The 25,079-nt window shown below is 62.9% G+C and carries 23 protein-coding genes; 6 read left to right on the forward strand and 17 right to left on the reverse strand.

All coding sequences use genetic code 11. The features are described from left to right. The 11 genes from EOC93_RS14920 to EOC93_RS14970 form a co-directional block, all read right to left on the reverse strand. Positions 1-1,006 (reverse strand): hypothetical protein (locus EOC93_RS14920; protein ID WP_245461464.1); only part of this gene is annotated, 1,006 nt, incomplete at its 3' end. A 161-nt stretch (positions 1,007-1,167) separates the two neighbouring features. Next, complete coding sequence (locus tag EOC93_RS14925) at positions 1,168-2,565, reverse strand: NAD(P)(+) transhydrogenase (Re/Si-specific) subunit beta (RefSeq protein ID WP_127204979.1); 1,398 nt, start codon at positions 2,563-2,565, stop codon at positions 1,168-1,170. A 6-nt stretch (positions 2,566-2,571) separates the two neighbouring features. Beyond that, entirely contained in the window at positions 2,572-3,000 is a 429-nt protein-coding gene (locus EOC93_RS14930) for a proton-translocating transhydrogenase family protein (RefSeq protein WP_174654382.1), read from the reverse strand. Beyond that, a complete protein-coding gene (locus EOC93_RS14935) occupies positions 2,997-4,280 on the reverse strand; it encodes a Re/Si-specific NAD(P)(+) transhydrogenase subunit alpha (RefSeq protein WP_127204980.1) in 1,284 nt (427 codons plus the stop codon). Before EOC93_RS14935 ends, EOC93_RS14930 begins: the two co-directional genes overlap by 4 nt. Positions 4,281-4,380: 100 nt before the next feature. Continuing rightward, positions 4,381-4,605: an aa3-type cytochrome c oxidase subunit IV gene (locus EOC93_RS14940; RefSeq protein ID WP_095484367.1), complete on the reverse strand. Its 225-nt coding sequence runs from the start codon at positions 4,603-4,605 to the stop codon at positions 4,381-4,383. Positions 4,606-4,798: 193 nt separating this feature from the next. Next, positions 4,799-4,948 (reverse strand): DUF3096 domain-containing protein, encoded by a 150-nt coding sequence (locus EOC93_RS14945; protein ID WP_065006071.1) that lies wholly within the window; start codon positions 4,946-4,948, stop codon positions 4,799-4,801. Positions 4,949-5,075: 127 nt separating this feature from the next. After that, positions 5,076-5,699 (reverse strand): hypothetical protein, encoded by a 624-nt coding sequence (locus tag EOC93_RS14950; protein ID WP_337124837.1) that lies wholly within the window; start codon positions 5,697-5,699, stop codon positions 5,076-5,078. A gap of 295 nt (positions 5,700-5,994) precedes the next feature. Next, positions 5,995-8,307, reverse strand: a complete 2,313-nt coding sequence (locus tag EOC93_RS14955) for an EAL domain-containing protein (RefSeq protein ID WP_127204981.1) — start codon at positions 8,305-8,307, stop codon at positions 5,995-5,997. Positions 8,308-8,442: 135 nt separating this feature from the next. Further along, positions 8,443-11,922 (reverse strand): indolepyruvate ferredoxin oxidoreductase family protein, encoded by a 3,480-nt coding sequence (locus tag EOC93_RS14960; protein ID WP_127204982.1) that lies wholly within the window; start codon positions 11,920-11,922, stop codon positions 8,443-8,445. Between the two features lie 215 nt (positions 11,923-12,137). Beyond that, on the reverse strand, positions 12,138-12,671 hold the full coding sequence (locus EOC93_RS14965) for a hypothetical protein (protein WP_127204983.1): 534 nt from the start codon (positions 12,669-12,671) through the stop codon (positions 12,138-12,140). Beyond that, positions 12,664-13,275: a CGNR zinc finger domain-containing protein gene (locus EOC93_RS14970; protein ID WP_127204984.1), complete on the reverse strand. Its 612-nt coding sequence runs from the start codon at positions 13,273-13,275 to the stop codon at positions 12,664-12,666. Before EOC93_RS14970 ends, EOC93_RS14965 begins: the two co-directional genes overlap by 8 nt. 101 nt (positions 13,276-13,376) lie before the next feature. Here EOC93_RS14970 and EOC93_RS14975 point away from each other — a divergent pair, with 101 nt between their 5' ends. From EOC93_RS14975 to EOC93_RS14990, 4 genes are all read left to right on the forward strand, one after another. Further along, positions 13,377-14,282 carry a branched-chain amino acid ABC transporter permease gene (locus tag EOC93_RS14975; protein ID WP_126103923.1) on the forward strand — a complete coding sequence of 302 codons (906 nt, stop codon included), beginning with the start codon at positions 13,377-13,379 and terminating at the stop codon, positions 14,280-14,282. 247 nt (positions 14,283-14,529) lie between these two features. Continuing rightward, on the forward strand, positions 14,530-15,114 hold the full coding sequence (locus EOC93_RS14980) for a TRAP transporter small permease subunit (RefSeq protein ID WP_127204985.1): 585 nt from the start codon (positions 14,530-14,532) through the stop codon (positions 15,112-15,114). Further along, positions 15,114-16,877: a TRAP transporter large permease subunit gene (locus tag EOC93_RS14985; RefSeq protein WP_127205000.1), complete on the forward strand. Its 1,764-nt coding sequence runs from the start codon at positions 15,114-15,116 to the stop codon at positions 16,875-16,877. The genes EOC93_RS14980 and EOC93_RS14985 overlap by 1 nt, the downstream gene beginning before the upstream one ends. Before the next feature lie 19 nt (positions 16,878-16,896). Continuing rightward, complete coding sequence (locus EOC93_RS14990) at positions 16,897-17,919, forward strand: zinc-dependent alcohol dehydrogenase family protein (protein WP_127204986.1); 1,023 nt, start codon at positions 16,897-16,899, stop codon at positions 17,917-17,919. A gap of 61 nt (positions 17,920-17,980) precedes the next feature. On the opposite strand, the gene EOC93_RS14995 is transcribed toward EOC93_RS14990, so the two are convergent. Further along, a complete protein-coding gene (locus tag EOC93_RS14995; protein WP_127204987.1) occupies positions 17,981-19,090 on the reverse strand; it encodes a TRAP transporter substrate-binding protein in 1,110 nt (369 codons plus the stop codon). A gap of 287 nt (positions 19,091-19,377) precedes the next feature. Between EOC93_RS14995 and EOC93_RS15000 the strand changes: the two genes are divergently transcribed. Then, the gene (locus tag EOC93_RS15000) at positions 19,378-20,151 is read left to right on the forward strand and encodes a gamma-glutamyl-gamma-aminobutyrate hydrolase family protein (protein ID WP_127204988.1); all 774 of its coding nucleotides are present in this window, start codon (positions 19,378-19,380) and stop codon (positions 20,149-20,151) included. A 19-nt stretch (positions 20,152-20,170) separates the two neighbouring features. Here the strand turns inward: EOC93_RS15000 and EOC93_RS15005 are convergent, their stop codons facing one another. The 5 genes from EOC93_RS15005 to EOC93_RS15025 form a co-directional block, all read right to left on the reverse strand. Continuing rightward, a complete protein-coding gene (locus EOC93_RS15005) occupies positions 20,171-20,560 on the reverse strand; it encodes a hypothetical protein (RefSeq protein ID WP_127204989.1) in 390 nt (129 codons plus the stop codon). Positions 20,561-20,644: 84 nt separating this feature from the next. Beyond that, positions 20,645-21,625: a 2-hydroxyacid dehydrogenase gene (locus EOC93_RS15010; RefSeq protein ID WP_127204990.1), complete on the reverse strand. Its 981-nt coding sequence runs from the start codon at positions 21,623-21,625 to the stop codon at positions 20,645-20,647. Continuing rightward, positions 21,622-22,644 carry a LacI family DNA-binding transcriptional regulator gene (locus EOC93_RS15015; RefSeq protein ID WP_095484379.1) on the reverse strand — a complete coding sequence of 341 codons (1,023 nt, stop codon included), beginning with the start codon at positions 22,642-22,644 and terminating at the stop codon, positions 21,622-21,624. The genes EOC93_RS15010 and EOC93_RS15015 overlap by 4 nt, the downstream gene beginning before the upstream one ends. A 69-nt stretch (positions 22,645-22,713) precedes the next feature. Continuing rightward, positions 22,714-23,598 (reverse strand): DMT family transporter, encoded by an 885-nt coding sequence (locus tag EOC93_RS15020; protein WP_164547055.1) that lies wholly within the window; start codon positions 23,596-23,598, stop codon positions 22,714-22,716. A 151-nt stretch (positions 23,599-23,749) separates the two neighbouring features. Further along, positions 23,750-24,157: a DUF2000 family protein gene (locus EOC93_RS15025; RefSeq protein ID WP_095484381.1), complete on the reverse strand. Its 408-nt coding sequence runs from the start codon at positions 24,155-24,157 to the stop codon at positions 23,750-23,752. Between the two features lie 32 nt (positions 24,158-24,189). Between EOC93_RS15025 and EOC93_RS15030 the strand changes: the two genes are divergently transcribed. Then, on the forward strand, positions 24,190-25,068 hold the full coding sequence (locus EOC93_RS15030) for an AraC family transcriptional regulator (RefSeq protein ID WP_127204991.1): 879 nt from the start codon (positions 24,190-24,192) through the stop codon (positions 25,066-25,068). Positions 25,069-25,079: the final 11 nt, after the last annotated feature.

A 25,079-nucleotide genomic window follows, 5' to 3' on the forward strand; every position in this document is an offset into this window, starting at 1 on the left:
CAAGCGTGACGAAATCGCTGATCTTCCATGGTAATGGATGATCGGCGTCCCTGACGCGAAGCTGCCGATAGAGCTCCCATTGGGCGCGCCGGAATCCGGAAAAATCATCCAAGCTGGGCCACGCAGCACCATCTGACTTGAGCGTGGCCTTGTCGACGGCGTGGATTGCCTTCAGCCTCGCCTTGTCGCGGGCAGCTTCCAGCTTTCGGGGCCTGAAATCGGCCCACAATATCTGCAGCAGATCATAGGCGATGATTGATCCCAGGCTGTGCGAGACCAGCACGATCCGGTCGTAGCCATCGTCCATCATGAGACGCCTCAGCAGCGTCAGGCCACGGTCGCGGACAAGCGCGCGCTTCTCGACCGTTGCCGCTTCAGCACGCACATAGGCGGCCACATCGCCGAAATAAGGCAGGCCAAATCGGTCCACCAACCAGATGACGAACGAGGCCAGGATCGTGACGAGCGTGCCCGTGGTCCAGGAAAGATACCCTTGCGAGGCCGATGTCGCGAGCACGAGCGCCGCACACAGGACCGTTATGACGGCCAGAAGCGTGACGACATAAAGCCCACGGGCATCGCGCGGAATGTCGGCGGGCTTGCGCCAGAGCAGGCTCGTCACCCAGGCTGCAAGCCGGCCCCGTGTCGTGCCTTGCGTGATGTCGGCCCAATAGAGCTCGTAGAAATCGGTGCGGCGGCCAGCGACGTCGTAAGGGGTGGTGATCCGGCGAAGCTCATGCGAATTCGTCCGGCTGTCGGGCGTGATCCAGCTCCGGTTGATCTTCTCGCCGGCGGGCCGGCCCGGATCGGAGACACGGGCATAAAACGGCACGCGAGCGGGATCGTGACTCCAAACAGCCTGAACAAATTCCCTCAGCGTGCTCATGGGCTGCTGTTCGCCCATGCCATGCACGATGACCACAGCCTGACTGAGCTTGCGCGGCGTTTTACCCGGGGCCGGCGTACTGCCCGTGACCGGCGACGCAGCAGGATGAAGGTCGGACACCAGTGCCTCCGTTGGTGAAAATCCCGGAACAGAATTCGCCCATCGTAGCTCTGAAACCGGCATGGAAGCAAAGACGTCGGATGCTCAGGGTCAAGAAAAAACCCGGCGGGGAGCCGGGCTTAATTCGAGCAACCGGCGGTGTATCGGCGCCGCGAAGCCGGTCAGTGATCCATCGCCTTGACGATCTCTTCGGTCATCTTCTTGGCGTCGCCGAGCAGCATCATGGTGCCGTCCTTGTAGAACAGCGTGTTGTCGATGCCGGCGTAGCCGGAGCCGAGCGAGCGCTTGACGAACAGGCAGGTGCGGGCCTTGTCGACATCGAGGATCGGCATGCCGTAGATCGGCGACGACTTGTCGTCACGAGCCGAAGGGTTGGTGACGTCGTTGGCGCCGATGACATAGGCGACGTCGGCCTGCGCGAATTCGGAGTTGATGTCCTCCAGCTCGAATACTTCGTCGTAAGGCACGTTGGCTTCGGCCAACAGCACGTTCATGTGGCCCGGCATGCGGCCGGCGACCGGATGAATGGCGTATTTCACGTCGACACCGGCTGCCTTGAGCTTGTCCGCCATCTCGCGCAGCGCATGCTGCGCCTGGGCGACCGCCATACCGTAGCCCGGCACGATGATGACCTTCTGTGCGTTCATCATCAGATAGGCGGCATCGTCGGCCGAACCCTGCTTGACCGTGCGCTCGATGCCGTCGTCCGCTGCGGCGGAAGTCTCGCCGCCGAAGCCGCCGAGGATGACCGAGATGAAAGACCGGTTCATGCCCTTGCACATGATGTAGGACAGGATCGCACCGGACGAGCCGACCAGCGCGCCGGTGATGATCAGCGCCAGATTGCCGAGCGTGAAGCCGAGTGCTGCCGCAGCCCAGCCCGAATAGGAATTCAGCATCGAGACGACCACCGGCATGTCGGCGCCGCCGATCGGGATGATGAGCAGGACGCCAAGGACAAGCGATGCCGCGACGATCAGCCAGAACACCAGCTTGGACTCGGAGGTGACCAGCAGCACGATCAGCACGATCAGCGCGATGCCAAGCGCGGCGTTGATGAAGTGGCGGCCGCCGATCATGATCGGCTTGCCCGACATGCGGCCGTCGAGCTTGAGGAAAGCGATGACCGAGCCGGTGAAGGTGATGGCGCCGATGGCGACGCCGAGGCTCATCTCGATCAGCGCCTGAGCATGGATATCGGCGACTGTGCCGATGCCAAAACTTTCCGGTGCATAGATGGCGGCAGCCGCCACCATGACCGCGGCGAGGCCGACGAGCGAGTGGAAGGCGGCGACCAGCTGTGGCATCGAGGTCATGGCGATGCGCCGTGCGGTGACCGCGCCGACCGAGCCGCCGATCAAAAGACCAAGCACGATGAGGCCGAAGCCGCCCGCCGAAGGGGTCGCCAGCGCCAGCGTGGTGGCGATGGCAATGGCCATGCCGATCATGCCGTACATGTTGCCCTGGCGGCTGGTGGTCGGGTGTGACAGGCCACGCAATGCCAGGATGAACAGGATTCCGGAGACCAGATAGAGGAAGGAGGCGAAGTTGGCGTTCATCTCGCTCTACTTGTCCTTCTTCTTGTACATGGCCAGCATGCGCTGGGTGACGAGGAAGCCGCCGAAGATGTTGACCGAGACCAGCATCAGCGCGACGAAACCGAAACCGGTGGCGATGCCGGACGCCGAGATGCCGACGGCAAGCAGCGCGCCGACGACGATGACCGAGGAGATGGCGTTGGTCACTGCCATCAGCGGCGTGTGCAGCGCCGGCGTCACCGACCAGACGACGTAATAGCCGACGAAGATCGCCAGGACGAAAATGGCGAAACGGAAGACGAACGGATCGATCGCCCCGCCGGACAGCGCGTGCGCAGCGTCGGCTGCCGCATCGGTGCCGCCTGGAGCGGTGGCCAGATCCTGCACCGCGAGCCGGACGGCAGCGGTCGCCTGGTCGAGCTGGTCGAGGGCTTTCTGCAAGGTCTGGTCCATCACGCGGTCCCTTTCGACTTCGATGGGGGCGACTTGGGTGCGACCGGTTTCTTGGGCGCGGCCTTCTTTGCAGCAGCCGGTTTCGCGGAAGCGTCGGCGACCATCGTTTTGGCCGGGATCGCCGGCGGTTCGACACACGGCGCTTGCTCAACCCTGACGAAAGCCGGATGCACGACCTGGCCGCCATCGGTCAGCATCGTCGCCTTGACCAGATCGTCGTCGCGGTTGATGGCAAGCGTCTTCGTGGTCTTGTCGACCAGCGTCTCGAGGAAGGCAAAGAGGTTCCTGGCGTAGAGCAGCGAGGCGGATGCCGCGACGCGGCCCGGCACGTTGAGATGGCCGACGATCTTTACCCCGTTGGCCGTGGTCACCACCTGCCCGGGCACGGCGCCTTCGACATTGCCGCCGCGCTCGACCGCGAGGTCGACGATCACCGAGCCCGGCTTCATCGAGGCGACCATCGCGGCCGAAACGAGCTTCGGCGCCGGACGGCCGGGAATCAGCGCCGTGGTGATGACGATGTCCTGCTTGGCGATGTGCTCGGCGGTCAGTGCCGCTTGCTTGGCCTGGTATTCCCTGGACATTTCCTTGGCGTAGCCGCCAGCGGTCTCGGCGGCCCTGAACTCCTCGTCCTCGACCGCCAGGAACTTTGCGCCCAGCGAGGCGACCTGCTCCTTGGCGGCGGGGCGCACGTCGGTGGCGGTGACGACGGCGCCAAGCCGTCTTGCCGTCGCAATGGCCTGCAGGCCGGCGACACCGACGCCCATGATGAAGACCTTCGCCGCCGGCACAGTGCCGGCCGCCGTCATCATCATCGGCAGCGCCCGGTCATATTCGGCAGCCGCGTCGATCACCGCCTGATAGCCGGCGAGGTTCGCTTGGCTGGACAGGACATCCATGGACTGGGCGCGGGTGATGCGCGGCATGAACTCCATCGAGAAGGCGGTGACGCTGGCCCTTGCCAGAGCATCGACGGCAGCATCGTTGCCGTAGGGATCCATGATGGCGATGACCGCTGTGCCCCGGCGATAGGCCTTCAGCTCCGCTTCACTAGGCCGGCGCACCTTCAGCACCACATCGGCCTTGGCGACATCGCCGGCCTTGCCGATCGCAGCGCCCGCCTTGGCAAACTCCTCGTCGGGAATGCGCGATGCCGTGCCGGCGCCGCTTTCGACGATCACGTCGAACCCCAGCCCCGCCAGCCGCTTCACCGTGTCCGGCGAGGCGGCAACGCGCGGCTCGTTCGCATCGAGCTCACGAGGGATGAAAACCGTCTGTCCCACCGCATGATCCTTTCGGCTGGAACCTGTCTGCGCAGGACGCCGGCCGGACTTCCGGCGATGTCGCGGGCAAGGGTTTGAAGGGCAAGGGGTTTTGAAGAATTTACCGGAGAATGAAGGCGCCGACGGCGAGGATCAGAACGAACAGGATAAACCCGGAGAAGAAGCCGCCCGCAAAGAAGCCGAAAGCCATTGCCAAGAGCACGGCGGCGCAAAAGAGCGATCCGTATTTGGCGAGCATGACAAAGCCGGCATAGGTGCGGTCGTGCTCGGCATAGTCCATCTTCGCGCCCAGTTCGACAGGACCGGTCGGCGTGTGATCAGCCATAGGAATACCCCTTCGAAGACATCTTTGAGGCACATAGCGAAAAGCCGGGCCGAGGGCAATGGCGCTATTGCCGCATCGCCGGAGACAACAGCCTCAAAGGAAAGTTGAAGCCGCCAAGGATGTTCCGGAGGCAACCGTTGCAGCCGCCTTGCGCTTGCTTGCCGGCTAACGCTCGCCGCGCCAGCCGCCATTTTCAGCCGGCGAGCTGTGGAAACAACCCGAGCAGGCCGACGACGATCAGATAGAGCGCGACGATGTAGTTGAGGAGCCGCGGCATCACCAGGATCAGCACGCCGGCAATCAGCGAGATCAGTGGAGTGAGTGCGAGCGTGGAAATGGTCATGTCGGTTCCTTTCGATAGAATTGCCGCCGGAGCGATGCAGATTGACGTCGTCCACGCGCCACCCGCGCGCCTCCCAGAACGCCGAAGCGGCCGGAAAGCTCCAGCCGCGCTCTAAATTTGCCAGATGTCAGGCGGCTTCGCGATAGTATTTGGCTGTCGGCAGGATGGTCAGCGGCGCGAGTTCTCCGGCCGGCGGCTTGCCGAACATCAGGCGCTGTTCCATCGGCGTCGACCGGAAAAATGGGAACCGGGCGTAGGTCTCGTTCTTGATCGCCAGGACATCGGCTTGATAGAGCAGCGCAAAACAGTTGATTACGCCAGCATAAGGACGCGCGTCGCCGATCGGCCGTGCCCGATAGATACGTTTGTAAAAGGCGGCATGATCTTCGCGGATCATGGATATGCAATAAGGCGCGTGGAAGTGGAAGCACGCCATGCCGGCCAAGCGCAGCGTGACGTAAGGGATCTGCGGATAAACCCGCGACCACTCGGCGTCTACGGCAAAACGGCTTGGGTCGATAAAGAGCTCGCCAGCCGCCAGACGCGGCGTCAACAGGTCCTTGTAGACGCTTAGAGCCGGCGACGCTGGGTTGTCGGCGGACACATCGTGCAGGCGCATCGTACTGACCAGCCGCCCGTCTATGTAGATGCCGAACGTATGGCAGTTCGGCAGCTCGTCGAACTCGTCATGGACCTCGCGGGAAGCATTCTCGGGTACCAGCGCGTTCATCCGATAGGCGTTGTAGCGCAACCTGTAGATACTTTCGAAATCCTCGCCGGTTTCACAGCGGCGGTATTCCGTCCGGTCGAGGAGCGCATAAACGTGACGCGCGAAAGTAGACATATTCTCATGTTCAGCGCCCGCCGCCTGGCGAGGCGAAGTCAACTCAACAACCATGAACTCAAACCCCGCAAACTGCCCCCGCGAGCAACACTACGGCGGGGTCGTACGATGTAAAGATGAAAACTGGATAGGGGTCATTTACCAGTCATTAACCTTAATAATAGGTAAAATTATACTAAAGTACGAGATTTTTCGTCAGGAATTAGCGGCGTGTCGCCTTCCTGCCCGTCTTGATGTCCTTAGCAAAGGGCCAGACCGTGCTCGACATGGTCTCGATGCCGGATGCGCTGAGCGCTGAGCCGAACAGGAATCCCTGGACCAGGTCCGGCTTGACCTGCAACGAGAGTATCTTGAGCTGTTCGAAGGTTTCGACGCCCTCGACGGTCACCGAAAGCCCCAGCGGCCGTGACAGATTGACGATGCCCTTGAGCAATTCGAGCGAACGGCTGTTCTGGGTGACGTCTATAAGGAACGAACGGTCGATCTTGATCTTGTCGAGCGGCAGTTTGTGGAGATAGCTCAGGCTCGAATAGCCGGTGCCGAAATCATCGAGCGCGATGCGCACGCCAAGCCGTTTCAATTCCTCGATGTACTGACGCGTCAGCGACTTGTCGTCGAGCAATGCCGTCTCGGTGACTTCGATCTCCAGGCGGCCGGCGGCGAGACCGGAACTGGCGAGCGCATCGCGAACCTTCTGGATAACGTCGCGGTTGCGGAAGTCCTTGGCCGAGAGATTGACCGAGACACTGGTCTGCGCGGGCCATTTGGCGCATTCAGTGCACGCGGCATGCAGGACGAAGGTGCTGATCTCGGAAATGATGCCCATTTCTTCCGCCAGCGGAATGAAGATGCTGGGCGAAATCGGTCCGAGCTCGGGGTGGTCCCAACGGCACAGCGCCTCGCAACTGACGATGCGCATCGTGCTCATCGCCACGATCGGCTGGTAGACCACCCGCAACCCCTTGCTTTCCACTGCGGTGCGCAGATCCGCCTTCATCAGCTGGCGGTTCCGGAAAGCGGCGTCCATCGACGCTTCGAACAATCGCCAAGTGTTCTTGCCGAGTTCCTTGGCCTTGTAGAGCGCGAGATCCGCCTTGACGATCATGGCGTCGACATCGGTATCCTTGACCCGCGACAGCACGGCGCCACCGCTGGCCTGGATGCGCAGTCCATGGCCGGCTACGTCGACCTCGCCCTGCAAGTCGACGAAAATCCCGTCGAGTTGGCCGATCAGATGACTTTCGTCCTCGACACGGTCGAAGAAGATCATGAACTCGTCGCCGCCGAAACGGCTGATGGTGATGCCTGGGCCGGCGACCGCCGCCAGCCGCTCCGCGACGGCGTAGATCAATCCGTCGCCGACCGGGTGACCAAGGGTGTCGTTGACGTTTTTGAAGTCGTCGAGATCAAGCACGGCGAGCCCGCAAAGGCGCTCAAGGTCGCCGGACGCCATCGCCTCTCCGATCAGCTCGTGGAAATAAGCGCGATTGGGCAGGCCGGTGAGGCTGTCGTAACGCGCCATGAAGCGGATCTTGTCTTCCGCCTCAACGCGGGCCGTCACGTCCTCGAAGGTGATGACGCCCAGTTCCTGGCTACCCTCGCGCGCCGAGAACTCGTAATGCTGACCGTTCGCGAGCGAGACGAGAACCTTGCGGTCGCGCCCTTCGCGCAGGGCGCGCGTAAGCTGGGCTTCGATGTAGCGGCAGTCTTTCGGCGCCAGCATGCCGCCGGCAACGCCGCGCATCAGCAGACCGTGGATCGACCGCCCGAGCAGCGCGTCGGGGGACTTGAGCGACATCAGATGCGCGGCTTCGGCATTGGCCACCGCCACTCGGCCGTCGGGGCCGAGCATGACAAGGCCATGCGACATGGTGTTCAACGCCCGATTGAAGCGTTGGGCGATGCGATTCGCCTTCTTCTCCTCGGACAGAGCGGTAAACAGGACTTCGCGGACGATATCGGCAAACCGTTTGATAGCGAACAGGAAGGGAGCCGACATCAGACCAAGTATGACATGGTAGACATCGCCACGCAGGATGAAACCCAGTGATATCGGCCATGTGGTGGTCATGATGAAGATCATGACCATCCGCGGCGAGCCATAGTTGCGGCCGGCGATCGACGTGACCGATGCCAGCGTAACGCAGACAGCGGCTATTTCGGCATAGCTGTCGTGTGCCAGATAGATGCCGACGAAACAGAAAGCACCAAGCATGAAGCCGTGCATCGAACCATAAATGATATAGTCGTTTTCGCGGGCGCGCGCTTCCTCCCAAGTCGTCGGGGAAGGACGCCGCAAATACTTTTTGATATTGCGAAGGCGCAGCGTGCCTACGATGATCAGCCCAGCGGCGACCAGAAGATACGTCACGTCCATGGTCTTCCAGTAGACCAGAATGACGAGGAGCGTCTGCGCGACGAGACCAATCGACAGCGTGAAACCGTCGCGAAACAGAGTTTCGACGAACGGAATGTAGACGTCGACCGGGATCTCGTTCTTTCTTCTTAGATTCACGCTTGAATCCCAACCCTGGGGAGCCAAGCTGTGTCACATTCGCCTTAAGAAAGGTTTAGAGAGGCCGTTTCGGGCCCCGCCACCAACCCCGTTGACCCAACGTGAGGCAGGTTTCAGGTAAATAGGGCATATCGATCACTCGGCGGCCTGGAGTTCCCGCCGTACCGGCGTCTTTGCCAACCGATCGAGCAGCCTCTGGCGCTCGCCAGCGGCCTTTTCGGCACTGGCCTGCCTGACGTGACCATAGCCACGAATGAGCGCCGGCACCGAGGCAAGCGCTGCGGCGGCCTCGACCTTGCCCGGCGCGAGTGCTGCGGCGACAAGCTCCAGGTCAGCCTCGTACTGCACAAGAAGCTGCCGTTCCATACGCCTCTCGGTGCTGTAGCCGAACACATCGAAGACCGTGCCGCGCAATCCTTTCATCGCTGCCAGCAGGCGAAACCCCTTCATCATCCAGGGACCGAAGCTCGATTTCCTCGGCTTGCCATCCTTGCCGCGCCTGCCCATGATTGGCGGCGCGAGATGAAATTCCAGGCTGTCGTAGCTCTGGAACTGCTTGCCCAGCTCGGCGGCGAAGGAGCCGTCGGTATAGAGCCTCGCCACCTCGTATTCGTCCTTGATCGCCATCAGCTTGAACAGGTTCCTCGCGGCGGCCTCGGTCACATTGGTCGAACCGGGCACCGCCTTGGCTTCAGCCTTGCGCAGCGCGGCCAGTCTGTCGGCATAGCGCTTGCCATAGGCGGCGCTTTGATAGGCGGTGAGGAAGGCGACGCGGCGGGCTATGATGTCGTCCAGCGTTTCGGCGACAGCGGCCGTCTGTGCAGTCTTGCCCGGCTGGGCAACGAGGCCGCGCACGAAATCCGGCTGGTGGGCGGCACGGCGGCCCCAGCGGAAGGCTGAGACGTTCATGGCCACGGCCTGGCCGTTGAGCTCGATCGCCTTTTCGACTGCCTCGGCTGACAGCGGCAAGCCGCCATGCTGGAAGGCGAAGCCGAGCATGAACATGTTGGCGCCGAGCGAGCTGCCGAACAGCGCGGTGGCGGTGCGGGTGGCATCGAAGAAATGCGCCTTATCCTCGCCGGCGGCAGTGCGGATCGCCTTTTTCAGCCGCTCGACAGGCAGCGAGAAATCCGCCGAACGGGTAAACTCGCCGGGCATGATCTCGGCGGTGTTGGCGAGGAAGATCGTGTGGCCTTCGCGCACCGCGGCGAGCACCTTCTGGGCGCCCGACACGACGAGGTCGCAGCCTAGCACGAGGTCGGCCTTCCCGGCCGAAACACGGATGGCATGGATATCGTCCGGGCTCTGCGCGATGCGGACATGGGTGAACACCGAGCCGCCCTTCTGGGCAAGGCCGGCCATGTCGATCATGCCGCAGCCCTTGTCTTCGAGATGGGCCGCCATGCCGAGCACCGCGCCGATGGTGACGACGCCGGTGCCGCCGACGCCGTCGATGATCGCCGCCCAGCCTTGTTCGCCGAGCGGAAATTCGGCGGGCGCGGGCACGCCGTCGAGCGGATCGGTCGTGCCGGCCATACCCTCGGCCTTCCTGATCTTGGCGCCATGCACGGTGACGAAGGACGGGCAGAACCCGTTGATGCAGGAGAAATCCTTGTTGCAGCTCGACTGGTCGATCCTGCGCTTGCGGCCGAATTCGGTCTCGACCGGCTGGATCGACACGCAATTCGACTGCACCCCGCAATCGCCGCAGCCTTCGCAGACCAGCTCGTTGATGAAGACGCGCTTGTCGGGATCGGGGAAGGTGCCGCGCTTGCGGCGGCGGCGCTTTTCGGCGGCGCAGGTCTGGTCGTAGATCAGCACGGATGTGCCCCTGACCGCGCGCAATTCGCGCTGGACGAGGTCGAGGTCGTCGCGATGATGGATGGTGGCGCCGGCGGGGAATTCGACCTTGCCGGCATATTTGTCCGGCTCGTCGGTGACGATCGCGATGCGCTCGACGCCCTCGGCGCGCACCTGCCTGGCGATCATGTCCACCGTCAGGCCGCCCTCGTGCGGCTGGCCGCCGGTCATGGCGACGGCGTCGTTGTAGAGGATCTTGTAGGTGATGTTGGCGTCGGTCGACAGCGCAAAGCGGATCGCCAGCGCGCCGGAGTGGTTGTAGGTGCCGTCGCCAAGATTCTGGAAGATGTGGTCGCGCTTCGAAAACGGCGCCTGGCCGACCCATTGCGCGCCCTCGCCACCCATGGCGGTGAAACCAACGGTGTTGCGGTCCATCCAAAGCGCCATGAAATGGCAGCCGATGCCGGCGGCGGCGAGCGAGCCGTCCGGCACCTTGGTCGAGGAATTGTGCGGGCAGCCGGAGCAGAAGAAGGGCGTGCGCGAGGCGATGTCTGACGTATCGGCGAGCATCGCCTGGAACTGGCGAAGTTTCGCCACCCGCGCGGCAATCTCGTCCGACGGGCCGATCGTCCGCAAGATCCTCTCGCCGAGTGCTATGGCGATGTCGTTGGGATCGAGCGCGCCCTTGGCCGGGAACAGCCCGTCGCCGCGCTCGTCTTTCTTGCCGACGATGACCGGCTGCGTGGCGGTGCCGTAAAGGTTCTCGCGCAGTTGCACCTCGATCAGCGAGCGTTTCTCCTCGACGACGACAATGGTGTCGAGGCCGCGAGCGAAGTCGGCGATGTGCTGCAGGTCAAGTGGCCACGGGCAGCCGACCTTGAACAGCCTGATGCCGATGCGGTTGGCGGCGACCTCGTCGACGCCGATGTCTTCCAGCGCCTGGCGAACGTCGAGATAGCTCTTGCCGATGGTGACGATGCCAAGCTTCGGGGCACGTCCACCGGAATAGACGATCCGGTTCAGCCCGTTGGCATGGATAAAGGCCGAAGCGGCGGCGCGCTTGTATTCATGCAGCCGCTCTTCCTGGCCGAGCATGTCGATCTCGTTGCGGATATTGAGACCGCCGGGCGGCATGTCGAAGTCCGGGACGACGATATCGAGCCGTTCGAGCGCGGCATCGACCGAAGCCGTCGATTCGATGTTGTCCTTGACGCATTTGATCGCCGCCCAGGTGCCGGCGAAACGCGACATGGCAAAGCCGTAGAGCCCGTAGTCGATGATCTCCTGAACCCCGGCCGGATTGAGAATCGGCACCATGGTGTCGACGAACAGGAATTCGGTGGCGTGCGCGTTGGTCGAGGATTCGGCCATGTGGTCGTCGCCCATCAGGGCAAGCACGCCGCCATATCTAGACGAGCCGGCGAGATTGGCATGGCGGAACACGTCGCCGGAGCGGTCGACGCCCGGTCCCTTGCCGTACCAGACTGAAAAGACGCCGTCATGCGTGCCCTCGCCGAGCAATTCGGCCTGCTGCGATCCCCAGCAGGCGGTGGCTGCCAGTTCCTCGTTGAGACCGGGCTGAAAGACGATGTCCGACTGGGCGAGCTGCTTCCTGGCCTTCCAAAGCTGCATGTCGAGCCCGCCGAGCGGCGAGCCGCGATAGCCCGAGACGAAGCCGGCAGTGTTCAGGCCAGCCCGCCGGTCGCGCTCGCGCTGCATCAGAAGCATACGGATGACCGCCTGCGCGCCGGAAAGGAAGATGCGCTCCTTTCCCAAATCGAACTTGTCGTCGAGCGCGACATCATGCAGCGTCATTAGGCATTTCCTCTGCGGAGGCCGCAAGCACAGCCAACGTCGGGATCGGATGCTACAGTGTTTCTTCCCTTGCCGGGCAGGTCAAACAAAATCGAAGATACCAAGGCGAAGCGCAACAAACGATCCGGTCCGCGCCCGATGGTGTAAGAAACCGCACATCGGTTGCTCGCCAGCGCATGAAAATTCCGGCCGCAGCCGATACCGGCGGCGACGCGTCAGCCGGTCTTCGAACAGTCGGGCTTAGGCGCGCCCGGCAGCTTGCCGTCAGGATGGCCGGCAAGCTCGGGATTGGGCGTATAAAGCTGGTCGATGACCAGCGGCCGGTCGGGCAGGACCGATTGGTCCTGCGTCGACATCAGCGTGGTGTCGATCTTCTGGAGAACCGCACCGTCGGCATCCTTGATGCTGATCGCAATCGCATAGGGCTTGTCCTTGACGATGCAGAAAAGCGCCGGGCTCTCGAGCGACACCTTGCCGAGCTTCGGCCAGACTTTCTGCTCGACGACCAACGGCTCGCCGCCAGCCGGATTCTGGAAGCTGGCGACCGCGACCTGCCCTTCCTGCATAGGCTGCAACGGTCTCAGCGTGACGACATAGGTCGCCCTTGCGAGGCGGTAGTTGAAGACGAACAGCTTGCCGGAGATCTCGAACAATCTGCCTTCGCCGTCCCTGCCGGTATCGCGGCAGGCGCTGAGCATCGTCGCTGCCACGAGCGCGGCGCCGACCAGACGCAAGATTTTCCTAGACATTGGCCGTCCCTCCGGCTGCCGTTCGGCGGCGACGATAATGGCGGCTCGCCTTCTGGCGGTTGCCGCACACCGCCATGTCGCACCAAAGACGGCTGGAATTGCGGCTTCGGTCGAGGAACAGCCAAGTGCAGTTGGGGCAGACCTTCAACCTAGCGACGGTGTCGCCCTGTAGCAGCGACAGTGCCGAAACCGCCAGTGCCGCCTCGAAGGCGATAGGCGTCGCCGGATCGCCGAATGGCCGTCCCGGCGCACGGATTTCGGTGCGGCTGTGCGCGAGACCCTCGGCGCAGGCCTCCAGGAAGTCAGGCAGATCGCCCGTGGCGACCGCGCCTTTCGACGCCGCACCACGAAACAGCCGGTCGGTCGTCTCGCGGATCGCCAGCACGACCGGCGCGATCTTACCCGGCAACGGCGCTTCGAGCCGCCTGCCGCCAAGCTCGGCGGCGCGAAAGACGCTTGCCGCGTCGGCGAAACGGGCGATCTCTGCCGGATCTTTGAGCCGGTCGAAGGTTTTCTGGGGATCGCCACGCAGCACGACGGTGTTCGCCGTATCGAGTGCAAGAAGGCCACCAGTGAAGCGGTGCGGAGTCCAGGAAACCGTCATGAGCGCCATTTCTAACCGATAAATCGCGTTTGACAAGTTAGATTACCCGATGCAAATCTGCTTCGCATGGACGCGGTTTTCCGCGATCCAAGGACGTTCGCATGCTCTATTTCTTCCAGCAGGTCCTGAACGGACTGCATTCCGGCGCGCTCTATGCGCTGCTCGCCTTCGGCTATGTGCTGACCAACGGCATTCTGCACCGGACGAACCTCGCCTACGGCGCGCTGTTCGCCTTTTGCGGACAGACGATGATCCTCACCGCAGCCTTCGGCTATCAAGCCCTGTGGCTGACCCTGTTCGCGGCCGTCGCGCTCGGCATTGTCGCTGCGTTCCTGTATGCGGCGCTGATCAGCCATGTCCTGTCGCGTAGCATCTTCGAGCCGCTGGTCGACCGCACGCCCAACGCGATTGTGGTGACGACGCTGGGCATATTGCTGCTCCTGTCAGAGGTAAGCCGCATCGCCGCCAATACCCACGACCTGTGGCTGCCGCCAATGCTGGCCCAGCCCATCATTTTTGCGCGGGGAGCCAATTTCAATGCCACGCTGACGCTCATCCAGTTGCTCGACTGCGCAGTCGTCGCGGCAACCATAGGGCTCGCCGCCTGGATGTTCGCCCGCTCTAGCTTCGGCCGGCGCTGGCGCGCCGTGTCCGACGACCCCAAAGCCGCGGCCATGTGCGGCGTCGATGTACGAGCGGTGTTTCGGCACGCAGTGCTCGCCGGCGGTCTTTGCGCGGCGCTGGCCGGCGTCCTCGCCGGCCTTTACTATGGCAACATCAGCTTCGGCTCCGGCCTGGTCTACGGGCTGAAAATCCTTTTCGTGACGGCGGTGGGCGGCTATCTCTCGCCGTTGCGGGCAGCACTTGGCGCTGCCGCCTTCGGCATGGCCGAATCGCTATGGGCCGGCTATTTCCCGGTCGAGTGGCGCGACGCCTGGATGTATCTGTTCCTCGTCGCCATGCTGGTGCTGGTCGGCGCCGGCCGCGACCAGAGCAAGATTGCCTGAACCGTTTTGGTAGACTTTGGTTGCATGACGCTCGGTCAGGCGGCTGTTTCGCCCTTGCTCACCTCACAAGATTGTTTACTCGGCTTGCGCCGTGTTGACCCGCCGAGCCACGCACGGCATACCGTTGGGCCACAGCGGCGCGACGAAAAACAAGCGGGAATCGGCCGCCGCTGACACTTTGAGTCACGCATCGTGCTTTCCGAAAATCGACACCGATTTTCGGGCCGATGCGTAAAGGGAGGAATGCATGGCAGGGCTTCTCGCTCTATCCAGAACCATTGACCGTGTGAACGAATTCATCGGCAGATGGGTGTCGTGGCTGATCCTGCTGGCAATTCTGGTCAGCGCCGCCAATGCCGTCATCCGCAAGACGTTCGACATGTCGTCGAACGCCTGGCTGGAACTGCAGTGGTATTTGTTCGGCGCCGCCTTCATGCTGGCCGCCGCCTATACGCTGAAGCAGAACGACCATATCCGCATCGACATCGTCTACGGCATGTTCTCGCGCCGCGTGCAGCATTGGATCGACCTTCTCGGTCACTTCTTTTTCCTGATGCCGTTCGTGACGCTGATGGTGATCTATTTCGTTCCCTATGTTTCGCTGTCGTTTCGCAGCGGCGAAATGTCGAACAATTCCGGCGGGCTGATCATCTGGCCGGCGAAGGCGATCCTGCTGGCCGGCTTTTTCCTGCTCGCGCTCCAAGGCATCTCCGAGATCATCAAGAAGATAGCCATCATGCGCGGTGACATGGATGATCCCACTCCGTTCATATCGGTGCATGAGCAGGCCGAACTTGAGGCGAAGGCGCTCGCCGAAGAGGTGCGCTCGTGATGGAGTTCATCGCGCAGAACATGGCGCCGATCATGTTCGCCTCGCTGATCATCTTCATGCTGATCGGCTATCCGGTCGCGTTTTCGCTCGCCGCCAACGGCCTGCTGTTCTTCTTTATCGGCGTCCTTCTGTCACCCTATTCGGGCGGCTCGATCAATCTCGCCTGGCCGCTGCTGCACGCACTGCCGGATAATTTCTACGGCAGCCGGGTGATGTCGAACGACACGCTGCTGGCCATCCCGTTCTTCACTTTCATGGGCATCGTGCTCGAACGATCGGGCATGGCCGAAGACCTGCTCGACACGATCGGCCAATTGTTCGGGCCGATCCGCGGCGGCCTCGCCTATGCCGTGATCTTCGTCGGCGCGCTGCTTGCCGCAACCACGGGTGTGGTGGCTGCTTCGGTCATCGCCATGGGGCTGATCTCGCTGCCGATCATGCTGCGCTACGGCTATGACCGCCGTGTGGCGTCCGGCGTCATTGCCGCATCGGGCACGCTCGCCCAGATCATCCCGCCTTCGCTGGTGCTGATCGTTCTGGCCGACCAGCTTGGTCGCTCGGTAGGCGACATGTATGCGGGCGCGCTGATCCCCGGCCTCGTGCTCACCGGCCTCTATACTCTTTATATCCTGATCATGTCGATTGTCCGGCCGAAGTCGATGCCGGCATTGCCGCTGGAGGCCCGCACGCTCGGCCACGGCATCCTGTCGTTGCTGATGGCGGTGCTGGCGACGGTCGTGGTTTCCTACGCGGCCTATCGCTATCTTGCGCCCTCGCAGGGCCAGAACGCCGACATTCTCGGCGCCACCATCGGCGTGGTCTTGATCTATGTCGTGGCGATCGCCGACCAGCGCCTGAAGATCAACATGATGTCGCGGCTGGCGCAGCAGGTGATCATCGTGCTGATCCCGCCGCTGGCGCTGATCTTCCTGGTGCTGGGCACCATCTTTCTGGGCATCGCCACGCCGACCGAGGGCGGCGCCATGGGCGCTGTCGGCGCGCTGATCATGGCGGCAATGAAAGGGCGGCTGTCGCTGGATGTGATCAAGCAGGCGCTGGCGTCAACGACGCGGCTGTCGTCCTTCGTGCTGTTCATCCTGATCGGCGCGCGGGTGTTCTCGCTGACCTTCTACGGCGTCAACGGCCATATCTGGGTCGAGCACCTCCTGACCTCGCTGCCGGGTGGCGAAGTCGGCTTCCTGATCGGGGTGAACATCCTCGTCTTCTTGCTCGCCTTCTTCCTCGATTTCTTCGAGCTCGCCTTCATCATCGTGCCGCTTTTGGCGCCGGCCGCCGACAAGCTCGGCATCGACCTGATCTGGTTCGGCGTGCTGCTCGGCGTCAACATGCAGACCAGCTTCATGCATCCACCCTTCGGCTTCGCGCTGTTCTACCTACGTTCGGTCGCCGCCCGCGTGCCCTATCTCGACCGCCTCACCGGCAAGCAGATCGCGCCGGTGACAACCGGCCAGATCTATTGGGGGGCGGTTCCCTTCGTTTGCATCCAGGTCATCATGATCGGGTTGACCATCGCCTTCCCGCAGATGGTGATGCACTACAAGGGCACGCCAGTCGATCCGGGCACGATCGATTACCAGGTGCCGGAAACGCCAAGCCTGTCGCCGCTCGGCGCACCGCCGGCGGATGGCGGCACGGCGCCGGCTGCACCGGATCTGTCGCAGCCGCCGAGTTTCGGTGAACCGCCGCCTGCCAAGCCAGCAGCGCCAGCACCCGATCTGTCCCAACCACCGAGTTTCAATTGATGCCGGAGGCTCAACAGACATGAAAGCGGTGCGGCTGGAGGGCGTGGGCAGCATCGCCCTGCGCGAGGTCAACAAGCCCACGGCCGGGCCGGACGACCTCCTGGTGCGGATCGAGGCATGCGGCGTCTGCGGCACCGACCGGCATCTTTTCCATGGCGAATTCCCCTGTACGCCGCCGGTGACGCTCGGTCATGAATTCTCCGGGATCGTCGAGGCGATTGGAACCGCTGTGTCTAGCTTTTCGGTCGGCGATCGCGTCACCGGCGATCCCAACATCGCCTGCGGGCGCTGTCCGCACTGCCATGCCGGTCGCATCAATCTCTGCTATAATCTGATTGCCATCGGCATCCGCCGCGACGGCGGTTTCGCCGAATATGTCGTGCTGCCTCAGAAGCAGGCTTTTCTCCTTCCGAAAGACCTGAAGCCGACGCATGGCGCGTTCTGCGAACCGCTTGGCTGCTGCCTGCATGGCATGGACCTGGCCCGGATAAAACCCGGCTCCTCGGTCGCCGTGCTTGGCGGCGGCGTGATCGGCCTGCTCACCGTGCAATTGGCGAGGCTTGCCGGCGCGACCACAATCATCCTGTCGACGCGTCAGGCCTCGCGGCGTGCCCTCGCCGAAGAATTGGGCGCAACAGCGACGGTCGACCCCAGCGCTTGCGATATCATCGATACCGTCGGCGGCCCGTCGGGTCTGCTGCCGGGCGGTGTCGATGTGGTGTTCGAATGTGCTGGCGTAAGAGAGACGGTCGAGCAATCGATGCGGCTTGCCAAGTCCGGCGGCACGCTTGTCATCGTCGGCGTGATGCCTCAAGGCATGAAGGCGGAATTCGAACCCTTCGACCTGTTGTTCCGGGAATTGAAGGTTCTGGGCTCGTTCCTCAATCCGTTTACGCATCGCCGGGCCGCCGATCTCATCGCCTCGGGTGCGATCGAGATCGACAAGCTCATCTCACGGCAGGTAACGCTTGAGGAGGCGGCCGCGGTGATCGCCAACCCGCCTGCGCCAGGTGAAGTCAAGGTGGTGGTGGTGCCGCGCTGATCGGCAAATCGAAATGTCACGGCGCCACGCGTCCGAAGAACGCGTGGCGCCGTGACGGTTGTCAGAGCTTGCCGGTGCGCTGCTGGACCATCATGAAGGTGTCGTAATTGTATTCGGCCACCTGCGCCCAGAGATAGTGCTCCTTGCGGAAGGCCTTGATCGAGTCCCAGATCTTCTTGAACGGCGCGTTCGAGGCTTCCATCTCGGCATAGACCTCGTTCGCCTTTTCGAAGCAGGCTGCCAAGATTTCCGGGCTGAACGGGCGCAATTTGGCGCCCCCGGACACCAGCCGCCTCACGGCCGCCGGATTCAGATAGTCGTATTTCTGCAGCATGTTGGCGTCGGCGGCCTGCGCGGCGGTGTGCACCAGCGCCCTGTAAGCCGGCGAAAGCTCTTCGTATTTCGCCTTGTTGAACATCAAATGGACGGTCGGTCCGCCTTCCCACCAGCCGGGATAATAATAATTGGGCGCGACCTTGTAGAAGCCGAGTTTCTCATCGTCATAGGGGCCGACCCATTCGGCGGCATCGATGGTGCCTTTTTCCAGCGCTGGATAGATATCGCCGCCGGCGATCTGCTGCGGCACGACGCCGAGCCTTTGCACCACTTTGCCGGCAAAGCCACCGATGCGCATCTTGAGGCCCGAAAGGTCGGCGACCGTGGTGATCTCCTTGCGGAACCAGCCGCCCATCTGCACGCCGGTATTGCCGCCCGGCAAGCCAAAAAGACCCTGCGTGGCCAGAAACTCGTTGAACAGGTCGATGCCGCCGCCGTGGTAATGCCAGGCATTGATGCCGCGGGCGTTGAGCGAGAACGGAACCGCGGCGCCCAGTGCCCATGTCGGATCCTTGCCCCAATAATAATATGCCACCGTATGGCAGGCCTCGACGGTGCCGGCGGTGGTGGCGTCCGCGACCTGCAGGCCGGGCACGAGTTCGCCGGCGGCAAAGACCTGGACCTGGAAATTGCCGTCGGTCGCCTCCGAAAGCATCTTGGAAAAGACCTCGGCGCCGCCATAGATCGTGTCTAGGGATTTCGGGAAGGATGACGCCAGGCGCCATGTCACTTTCGGATTGGATTGAGCGATGGCCGGCGCGGCAAGCGCTGCTGTAGCCGCTGCGGCGCCCACACCGGTCGCGCCGGCCTTGCGGATGAATGATCGACGATCCATGAAGTCCTCCCTATTGGATCAACAGACCGACGTACGGAAAATGCTCTGTTCCCCGGATCGGCTTCGCGGCAAACAATACACGGGCAAGAAGTCGAGTCCAGCTTGGCAGCCGGTTTTGCCGGCGGCGTTTCCACGAAATTCGCGAGGTGAACGCGCCTCCTGCAACTATAGTCTAACGACCGCTCCGTGGCCCATGCGACATGTCGAAACTTGTCATGGCAAAGCGCGTTCGGATCGCCTATTTTAAAGGCAGACTATGCCCCTGCACTGAATGGACCCGGATAAAAATGCAGCAGCCGCTCGTCGCCATATCGACCGACGTCCGCCAGTTCGACAACTACACCTGGCATGCCGCTCCGCAGCAATATCTGGAGGCGGCGCTTTCGGCCGCCGGCGTGTTCCCGTTGCTGGTGCCGTCCTTCGGCGACCGGCTCGATTTCGATGAACTCCTGTCATCGGTCGACGGCGTCATGGTCACCGGCTCGAAGTCCAATGTGCATCCCTCGCTCTATGGCGGCGATGCCAGCGAGGCCAATGGTCCCTACGATCCTGCCCGCGACGCCACGACGCTGCCGTTGATCCGCAAGGCAGTTGAGCGCGGCGTGCCGCTGCTCGCCATCTGCCGTGGCATCCAGGAGATGAATGTGGCGCTGGGCGGCACGCTGGCGACCGAAATCCAGGAGCGCGAGGGTTCGCTGGACCATCGCGCGCCGGCGAGCGACAATCAGGACGAACGTTTCGCCATCCGCCAGACCATTTCGATCAAGCCCGGAAGCTGCCTCGCCGGTGTGTTCGGGGCGGGCGACATAATGGTCAACTCGGTGCATCGCCAGGCGGTCGACCGGCTCGGCCCGAAGCTGCAGATAGAGGCGGTCGCCAGCGACGGCACGGTCGAGGCGGTTTCGGTGCGGGACGCTCGCGCCTTCGCCGTTGGCGTCCAGTGGCATCCCGAATACTGGGTCAAGTCGGACAGCGTCTCGGCAAGGATATTCCGTGCCTTCGGCGACGCCGTGCGCCTGCACGCCGCGGCGAAATCCGGCGCGCGCGCCGCCGCGGAATAGATAACTCAGTCGCCCGAAATCAGGGGGCGCTGGCCGCCAGCGACATCAGCGGCAGGGCCGGTGCGTAGGATTCATAACCGTCGCCGTCGGCGATGGCGAAAGTGACGATCGGGTCGATGCCGTTCGCGCTGAAGGCGATCGTGTCGTCATCCTGCTCACGCCAGAATTTCGCGCGCTCGATGCCGGGTAAAATCCGGCGGCAGTTCGCAGCGACCGTCAGCAGCGACAGGCCATCGGAAATTTCGGCACCGCGCTTGACCGCGCAGGACGCTTCGTCGCCATTGGCCACCAGCTTGTAGCTGCCGGACGGCGGCGTTGGCTCACTGGCTGCTTCGCCACCACCGCCGCGAAGCAGCTGAACGCTACCGAACAGCGCGGCGGCCGCCATCAATGCGGCAAGTGCTTTCATCCTGTATTCTCTGCTTATTTGGCGAGAGATACAGAATGATTTCAAAGCGTTAAGCCGACGTTAATAAATATGAAAGGTCACCGCTTAGCTCTGCGCCTTTACCTTTTCCGTCTCCGGCACCGGCGTCAGCGCCTTTCCCCGGGAAAACCAGGAAACCAGATTGTCGACGCACAGATCGGCCATGGCGCGGCGGGTATGTTCCGAGGCCGAGCCGACATGCGGCAAAAGCGAGGTGTTGGGGGCGGCGAGCAGCGCCTGCGGCACGTTCGGCTCGTCGGCGAAGACGTCGAGCCCAGCAGCGGCGATGGTGCCGTCGGCAAGGGCTGCGGCAAGGGCTGCCTCGTCCACCGTGCTGCCACGGCCGATGTTGACGAAGACGCCGCCAGCGCCCAACGCCGACAGGATCTCGGCGTTGACCGCTTTTTCGGTCGAGGCGCCGCCGGGCGCTACCGAGATCAGCGTGTCGACCGCCTCGGCAAGGCCTTTCAGGGTCTGGTGATAGTCGTAGGGCAGGCCTTCGACTTGGCGCCGGTTGTGGTAGGCGATCGGCAGGCCAAAGGCCTCCAGCCGCCGGGCAATGGCGAGACCGATGCGGCCCATGCCGAAGATGCCAACGCTGCGGCCGCGCAAGGTCAGCCGGCTTAGCGGATAGTTGCCTTTGCGCTTCCAACTGCCGTCGCGCAGCCAGGTCTCGGCGCGTGGCAGATCGCGGACGGTGTTGATCAGCAGCCCGAGCGCCGTGTCGGCGACCTCCTCGGTCAGCACGTCAGGCGTGTTGGTCACCATGATGCCGCGCTGCGCGGCGTGACGGACATCGACCGAATCATAGCCGACACCGAAATTGGCGATGATCTCGAGGTTCGGCAACGCATCCATCAGTGCGGCATTTATGCCGCCAAAGGCGGCAATGCCGCGCACCGAGCGGCGCAGCTCATCGGTGACCAGTGACGCATCGGGCCGTTCGATCCCCACGCGGCTAAACGTCCGGTCGATGCGACCGACCGCGTGGTCGTTGAATTGGCCCGGCACCAGAATGGCGACTGTTTGCTGTTCGGCTTTTGTCATGCACGTTCCACCGGTTTGCCGGTCGACTGGCGCACATGCAGTTCCGGCTTGATCAGTTCCTGCGACGGCCGCACCATCTGCCCATTGAGCTTGTCGAGCAGCGCGCTGGCGGCGCGGCGACCGACCTCGCGCTGGCCGTTCCAGACGGTGGTCAGCGCCGGCGTCGCGATCGCGGCCTCCTCGAGATCGTCATAGCCGGTGACGGATATGTCAATGCCCGGCACCAGCCCGGCGCGCGCGATGCCGTTCATCAGGCCGATGGCGACGAGGTCGTTCCAGCAACAGGCCGCGGTAGGCTTGTCCTTCAGCGCCAGGAACTGCCCAGCGGCTTCGAAGCCGGCCTGCTTGGTGCGCGGACCGGCGATGCGCCAGGACGGCCTGACCTCCAGCCCGGCCGCCTCCATGGCATTGACATAGCCTTGGTAGCGGTCGCGGCCGGTCGAGGTCTGGTCGGTGCCCCCGACCATGGCGATGCGCTTGTGCCCGAGCGAGATCAGATGGTTGGTGGCAAGCGCGGTGCCGTAGGCATCGTCGCCGCGAAACACCGGCACGTCGGCGCCTTCGACGGTGCGCGCGATCAGCACCGCCGGCAAGCCGTTTTCCTCGGCCATCAGGATGTCTTCGGGCGGCGTGCCGATGGCCGGCGACATGATGACGCCGTCGGCGCCGAGTTGCAAAAGCGTGTCGATGAAGGTGCGCTGCTTTTCGAGCTGGTCGTAATGGTTCGACAGGATGAAGGTCTGCCGGCTGCGATCGAGCTCGCTTTCGATCGAGCGCAGTATCTCGGCGAAGAAGGGATTCATGATGTCGTGAACGACAACGCCGACGATGCCCGAGCGCGAGGTGCGCAGGCTGGCGGCGCGGCGATTGTAGATATAGCCGATGGCGCGGGCATGTTCTTTGATGCGGTCACGGGTGGTTCCGGCGACCAGCGGGCTGTCGCGCAGGGCTAGCGAAACCGTGGCCGTGGACACGCTGAGCGCGTCCGCGATCGTCGAAAGCTTGATCTTCTGTGCCAGCGCTCTTCGCTCCCCGAGCTTCTTTAAACTGTTTAAAGGCGGGCTCTTATGCCATCGATCGGGAGCAAATCAAAGTTTTTTTGCCAGCGCTTCCATCTCGACGTCGAGGGCGGCGCGATTGCGCACGCGGAGCCTGTGCTCGCGATGGACGATGTAAAGGCCGCTGGCGACGATGACGGCCGCGCCGACGAGCGTCCACCGATCGGGGAACTGGTTGAAGACAATCCAGCCGGCAATGATCATCCAGATCATCTGCGAATAGGGATAGGGGGCCAGTGCCGTGGTGGTGGCGAGACGATAGGCCTGAACCAGGAGCCAGTGGCCGATTGCGCCGAAGACGCCAAGCATCAGCAAGATGAACCAGTGCCAGCCATCCTGCGGCAGGGAGAGCGAAAACGGCAGCATCGGCAGGAGCAGCACGGCGGGCGCCAGCGCCGAAAAGAGGATGAGGCTCTCCGAGGTTTCCGTGGCCGACATGCGCCGCGTCATGATGACGTAGAAACAGTTCGACAGCATCGAGCCTAGCGCGAAGAGGTGGCCAAGGCCAAAGACGCCAACGCCCGGCCGGGTGATGATGAGGACGCCGATGAAGCCGCTCAGGATCGCCAGCCAGCGCCGCCAGCCGGCCCATTCGCCGAGCAGCGGACCGGCGAGTGCTGTGATCACCATCGGTGCGAAGAAGTAAATCGAGGTGGTTTCGGCCAGTTGCAGGGTCCGCAGCGCCATGACGTTGCAAATGGTCGATCCGAACAGGAAGGCGCCGCGCAGGATATGCGCTGGCAAATTGTTGGCGCGAAAGCGCGCCGGCTCGCGCCATCCGCGGAGAAAGATACCGACAAGCACGACGTGGACGGCGAAGCGAGCCCAGGCGACGATCAACGCCGAGACCCCGGCCAGGACAAGATATTTGCTGCTGGTGTCCAGAAAGGTAAAAAACACATAGACCGAAAGCATGCAAAGGATCGCCGCCGGAGGCGTCGCGCTTTCGTCTTGTGTTGGGGGAGCAGTCAATTTCGGGCCGGATAGTGAGGTAGAGCCCACCTTTGCGGGAATTGCCACCTGCCGGCAAGCCAAAAAGACCGACTACGATTTTCGGGCCGATGCGCTAGGGATGCATACGGGCGCCCTTGGTGATCTTGTCGACAAGCTTCTTTTCGGCGCGCAGCGCGATGCCGACGACCTTGGCGTCGTCGGGCGCGAATTCGGCAAAGACGGCGCGGTTGGCGGCATCGTGTCCAGTCGAAAACATTTCGTCGACGTAGAGCGAAGTTGTCACGCCGCGGTCCAGCGCCCGCCGGTGGATCGCACTAAGCGTCGGGCGGTCGGCCGAAAGCACGATGACCGGCTGGATCGAGAGCGGGTTATAAATATTGCCGGCGCGGTCGCGATAGGGTTCGCCGATGATTTCTGTATACTGCGCGACGATGCCGCTGGTCAGGAAGGCCGTGACATTGAGCTTTTGCCAGACGGGAAGATCGTCCTGCAGCACGATTGCAAACTTGGTGTCGAACATGAGACATTTGCCATTGGTTCGTGGATGAAGCGATGCCACACGATTTAGCGGGCGAGGCCTTTCAGGGTCTTGGACGTTTGTGCGTTGACGTGGCTGAAAACTGCGTCATCTCGGCCCCCGATTCGGTCGGCATGGAGCGTATCGAGGCACGGTTCCACGGCAGCGCCTTCGATCTCCATCGTCACGATACCTACGCGATCGGCGTGACGCTGCATGGCGTGCAGACCTTCCGCTATCGCGGCGCGACGCATCACAGCCTGCCCGGCCAGATTATCGTGCTGCATCCCGACGAATTGCACGACGGCGGTGCCGGCACCGAAGACGGCCTGCGTTACAGGATGCTTTATCTGGAGCCGTCCGTCGTGCTGGACTGCCTCGATACGGTCGGCGCACCGCTGCCTTTCGTCAAGGATGCCGTGGTGACGGATCCTGTCTTCCGCACGAGGCTGCTTTCGGCGCTGGGGCCGTTGGACCAGAAGCTGGACGATCTCTTTGTCGCCGACTTCATTGCGCAGCTGATGCAAAGCCTGGCACGGCATGCAGGCCTACCGGCGAAGCCGATCCCAAGGACAGCATGGCGGGCTGCCGGCCTGGCACGCGACTATCTGGAAGAAAATATTTTCCGTATCGTCCGTTCCGAGGAGCTGGAGGCGATCACCGGGCTGGATCGCTACGCCTTATCGCGGCATTTCCGTGCCGCCTTCTCCACCAGCCCGCATCGCTTTCTCTTGATGCGCCGGCTTCAACGAGCACGCCGCATGATCGAGGCGAGCGAGCCATTGGCGCAGATCGCGATTGCGGCCGGCTTCAGCGACCAAAGTCATTTCAACAGGCACTTCAAGAAGGCGTTCGGTGTCACGCCGGGCCGCTGGTCGGCATTGGTCCATGGGTCGTCGGCAGCAGCTGCCTGATGCCGTCAGCC

The sequence above is a fragment of the Mesorhizobium sp. M6A.T.Ce.TU.002.03.1.1 genome (assembly GCF_003997275.1).
GTDB classification, from domain to species: Bacteria; Pseudomonadota; Alphaproteobacteria; order Rhizobiales; family Rhizobiaceae; genus Mesorhizobium; species Mesorhizobium mediterraneum.

Coding starts and splice junctions, on each gene's coding strand:
- EOC93_RS14925 (WP_127204979.1), bottom strand. CDS start 2,565: ATGAACGCCAACTTCGCCTCCTTCCTCTATCTGGTCTCCGGAATCCTG.
- EOC93_RS14940 (WP_095484367.1), bottom strand. CDS start 4,605: ATGGCTGATCACACGCCGACCGGTCCTGTCGAACTGGGCGCGAAGATG.
- EOC93_RS14945 (WP_065006071.1), bottom strand. CDS start 4,948: ATGACCATTTCCACGCTCGCACTCACTCCACTGATCTCGCTGATTGCC.
- EOC93_RS14960 (WP_127204982.1), bottom strand. CDS start 11,922: ATGACGCTGCATGATGTCGCGCTCGACGACAAGTTCGATTTGGGAAAG.
- EOC93_RS14965 (WP_127204983.1), bottom strand. CDS start 12,671: ATGTCTAGGAAAATCTTGCGTCTGGTCGGCGCCGCGCTCGTGGCAGCG.
- EOC93_RS14970 (WP_127204984.1), bottom strand. CDS start 13,275: ATGACGGTTTCCTGGACTCCGCACCGCTTCACTGGTGGCCTTCTTGCA.
- EOC93_RS14975 (WP_126103923.1), top strand. CDS start 13,377: ATGCTCTATTTCTTCCAGCAGGTCCTGAACGGACTGCATTCCGGCGCG.
- EOC93_RS14980 (WP_127204985.1), top strand. CDS start 14,530: ATGGCAGGGCTTCTCGCTCTATCCAGAACCATTGACCGTGTGAACGAA.
- EOC93_RS14985 (WP_127205000.1), top strand. CDS start 15,114: ATGGAGTTCATCGCGCAGAACATGGCGCCGATCATGTTCGCCTCGCTG.
- EOC93_RS14990 (WP_127204986.1), top strand. CDS start 16,897: ATGAAAGCGGTGCGGCTGGAGGGCGTGGGCAGCATCGCCCTGCGCGAG.
- EOC93_RS14995 (WP_127204987.1), bottom strand. CDS start 19,090: ATGGATCGTCGATCATTCATCCGCAAGGCCGGCGCGACCGGTGTGGGC.
- EOC93_RS15000 (WP_127204988.1), top strand. CDS start 19,378: ATGCAGCAGCCGCTCGTCGCCATATCGACCGACGTCCGCCAGTTCGAC.
- EOC93_RS15005 (WP_127204989.1), bottom strand. CDS start 20,560: ATGAAAGCACTTGCCGCATTGATGGCGGCCGCCGCGCTGTTCGGTAGC.
- EOC93_RS15010 (WP_127204990.1), bottom strand. CDS start 21,625: ATGACAAAAGCCGAACAGCAAACAGTCGCCATTCTGGTGCCGGGCCAA.
- EOC93_RS15020 (WP_164547055.1), bottom strand. CDS start 23,598: ATGCTTTCGGTCTATGTGTTTTTTACCTTTCTGGACACCAGCAGCAAA.
- EOC93_RS15025 (WP_095484381.1), bottom strand. CDS start 24,157: ATGTTCGACACCAAGTTTGCAATCGTGCTGCAGGACGATCTTCCCGTC.
- EOC93_RS15030 (WP_127204991.1), top strand. CDS start 24,190: ATGCCACACGATTTAGCGGGCGAGGCCTTTCAGGGTCTTGGACGTTTG.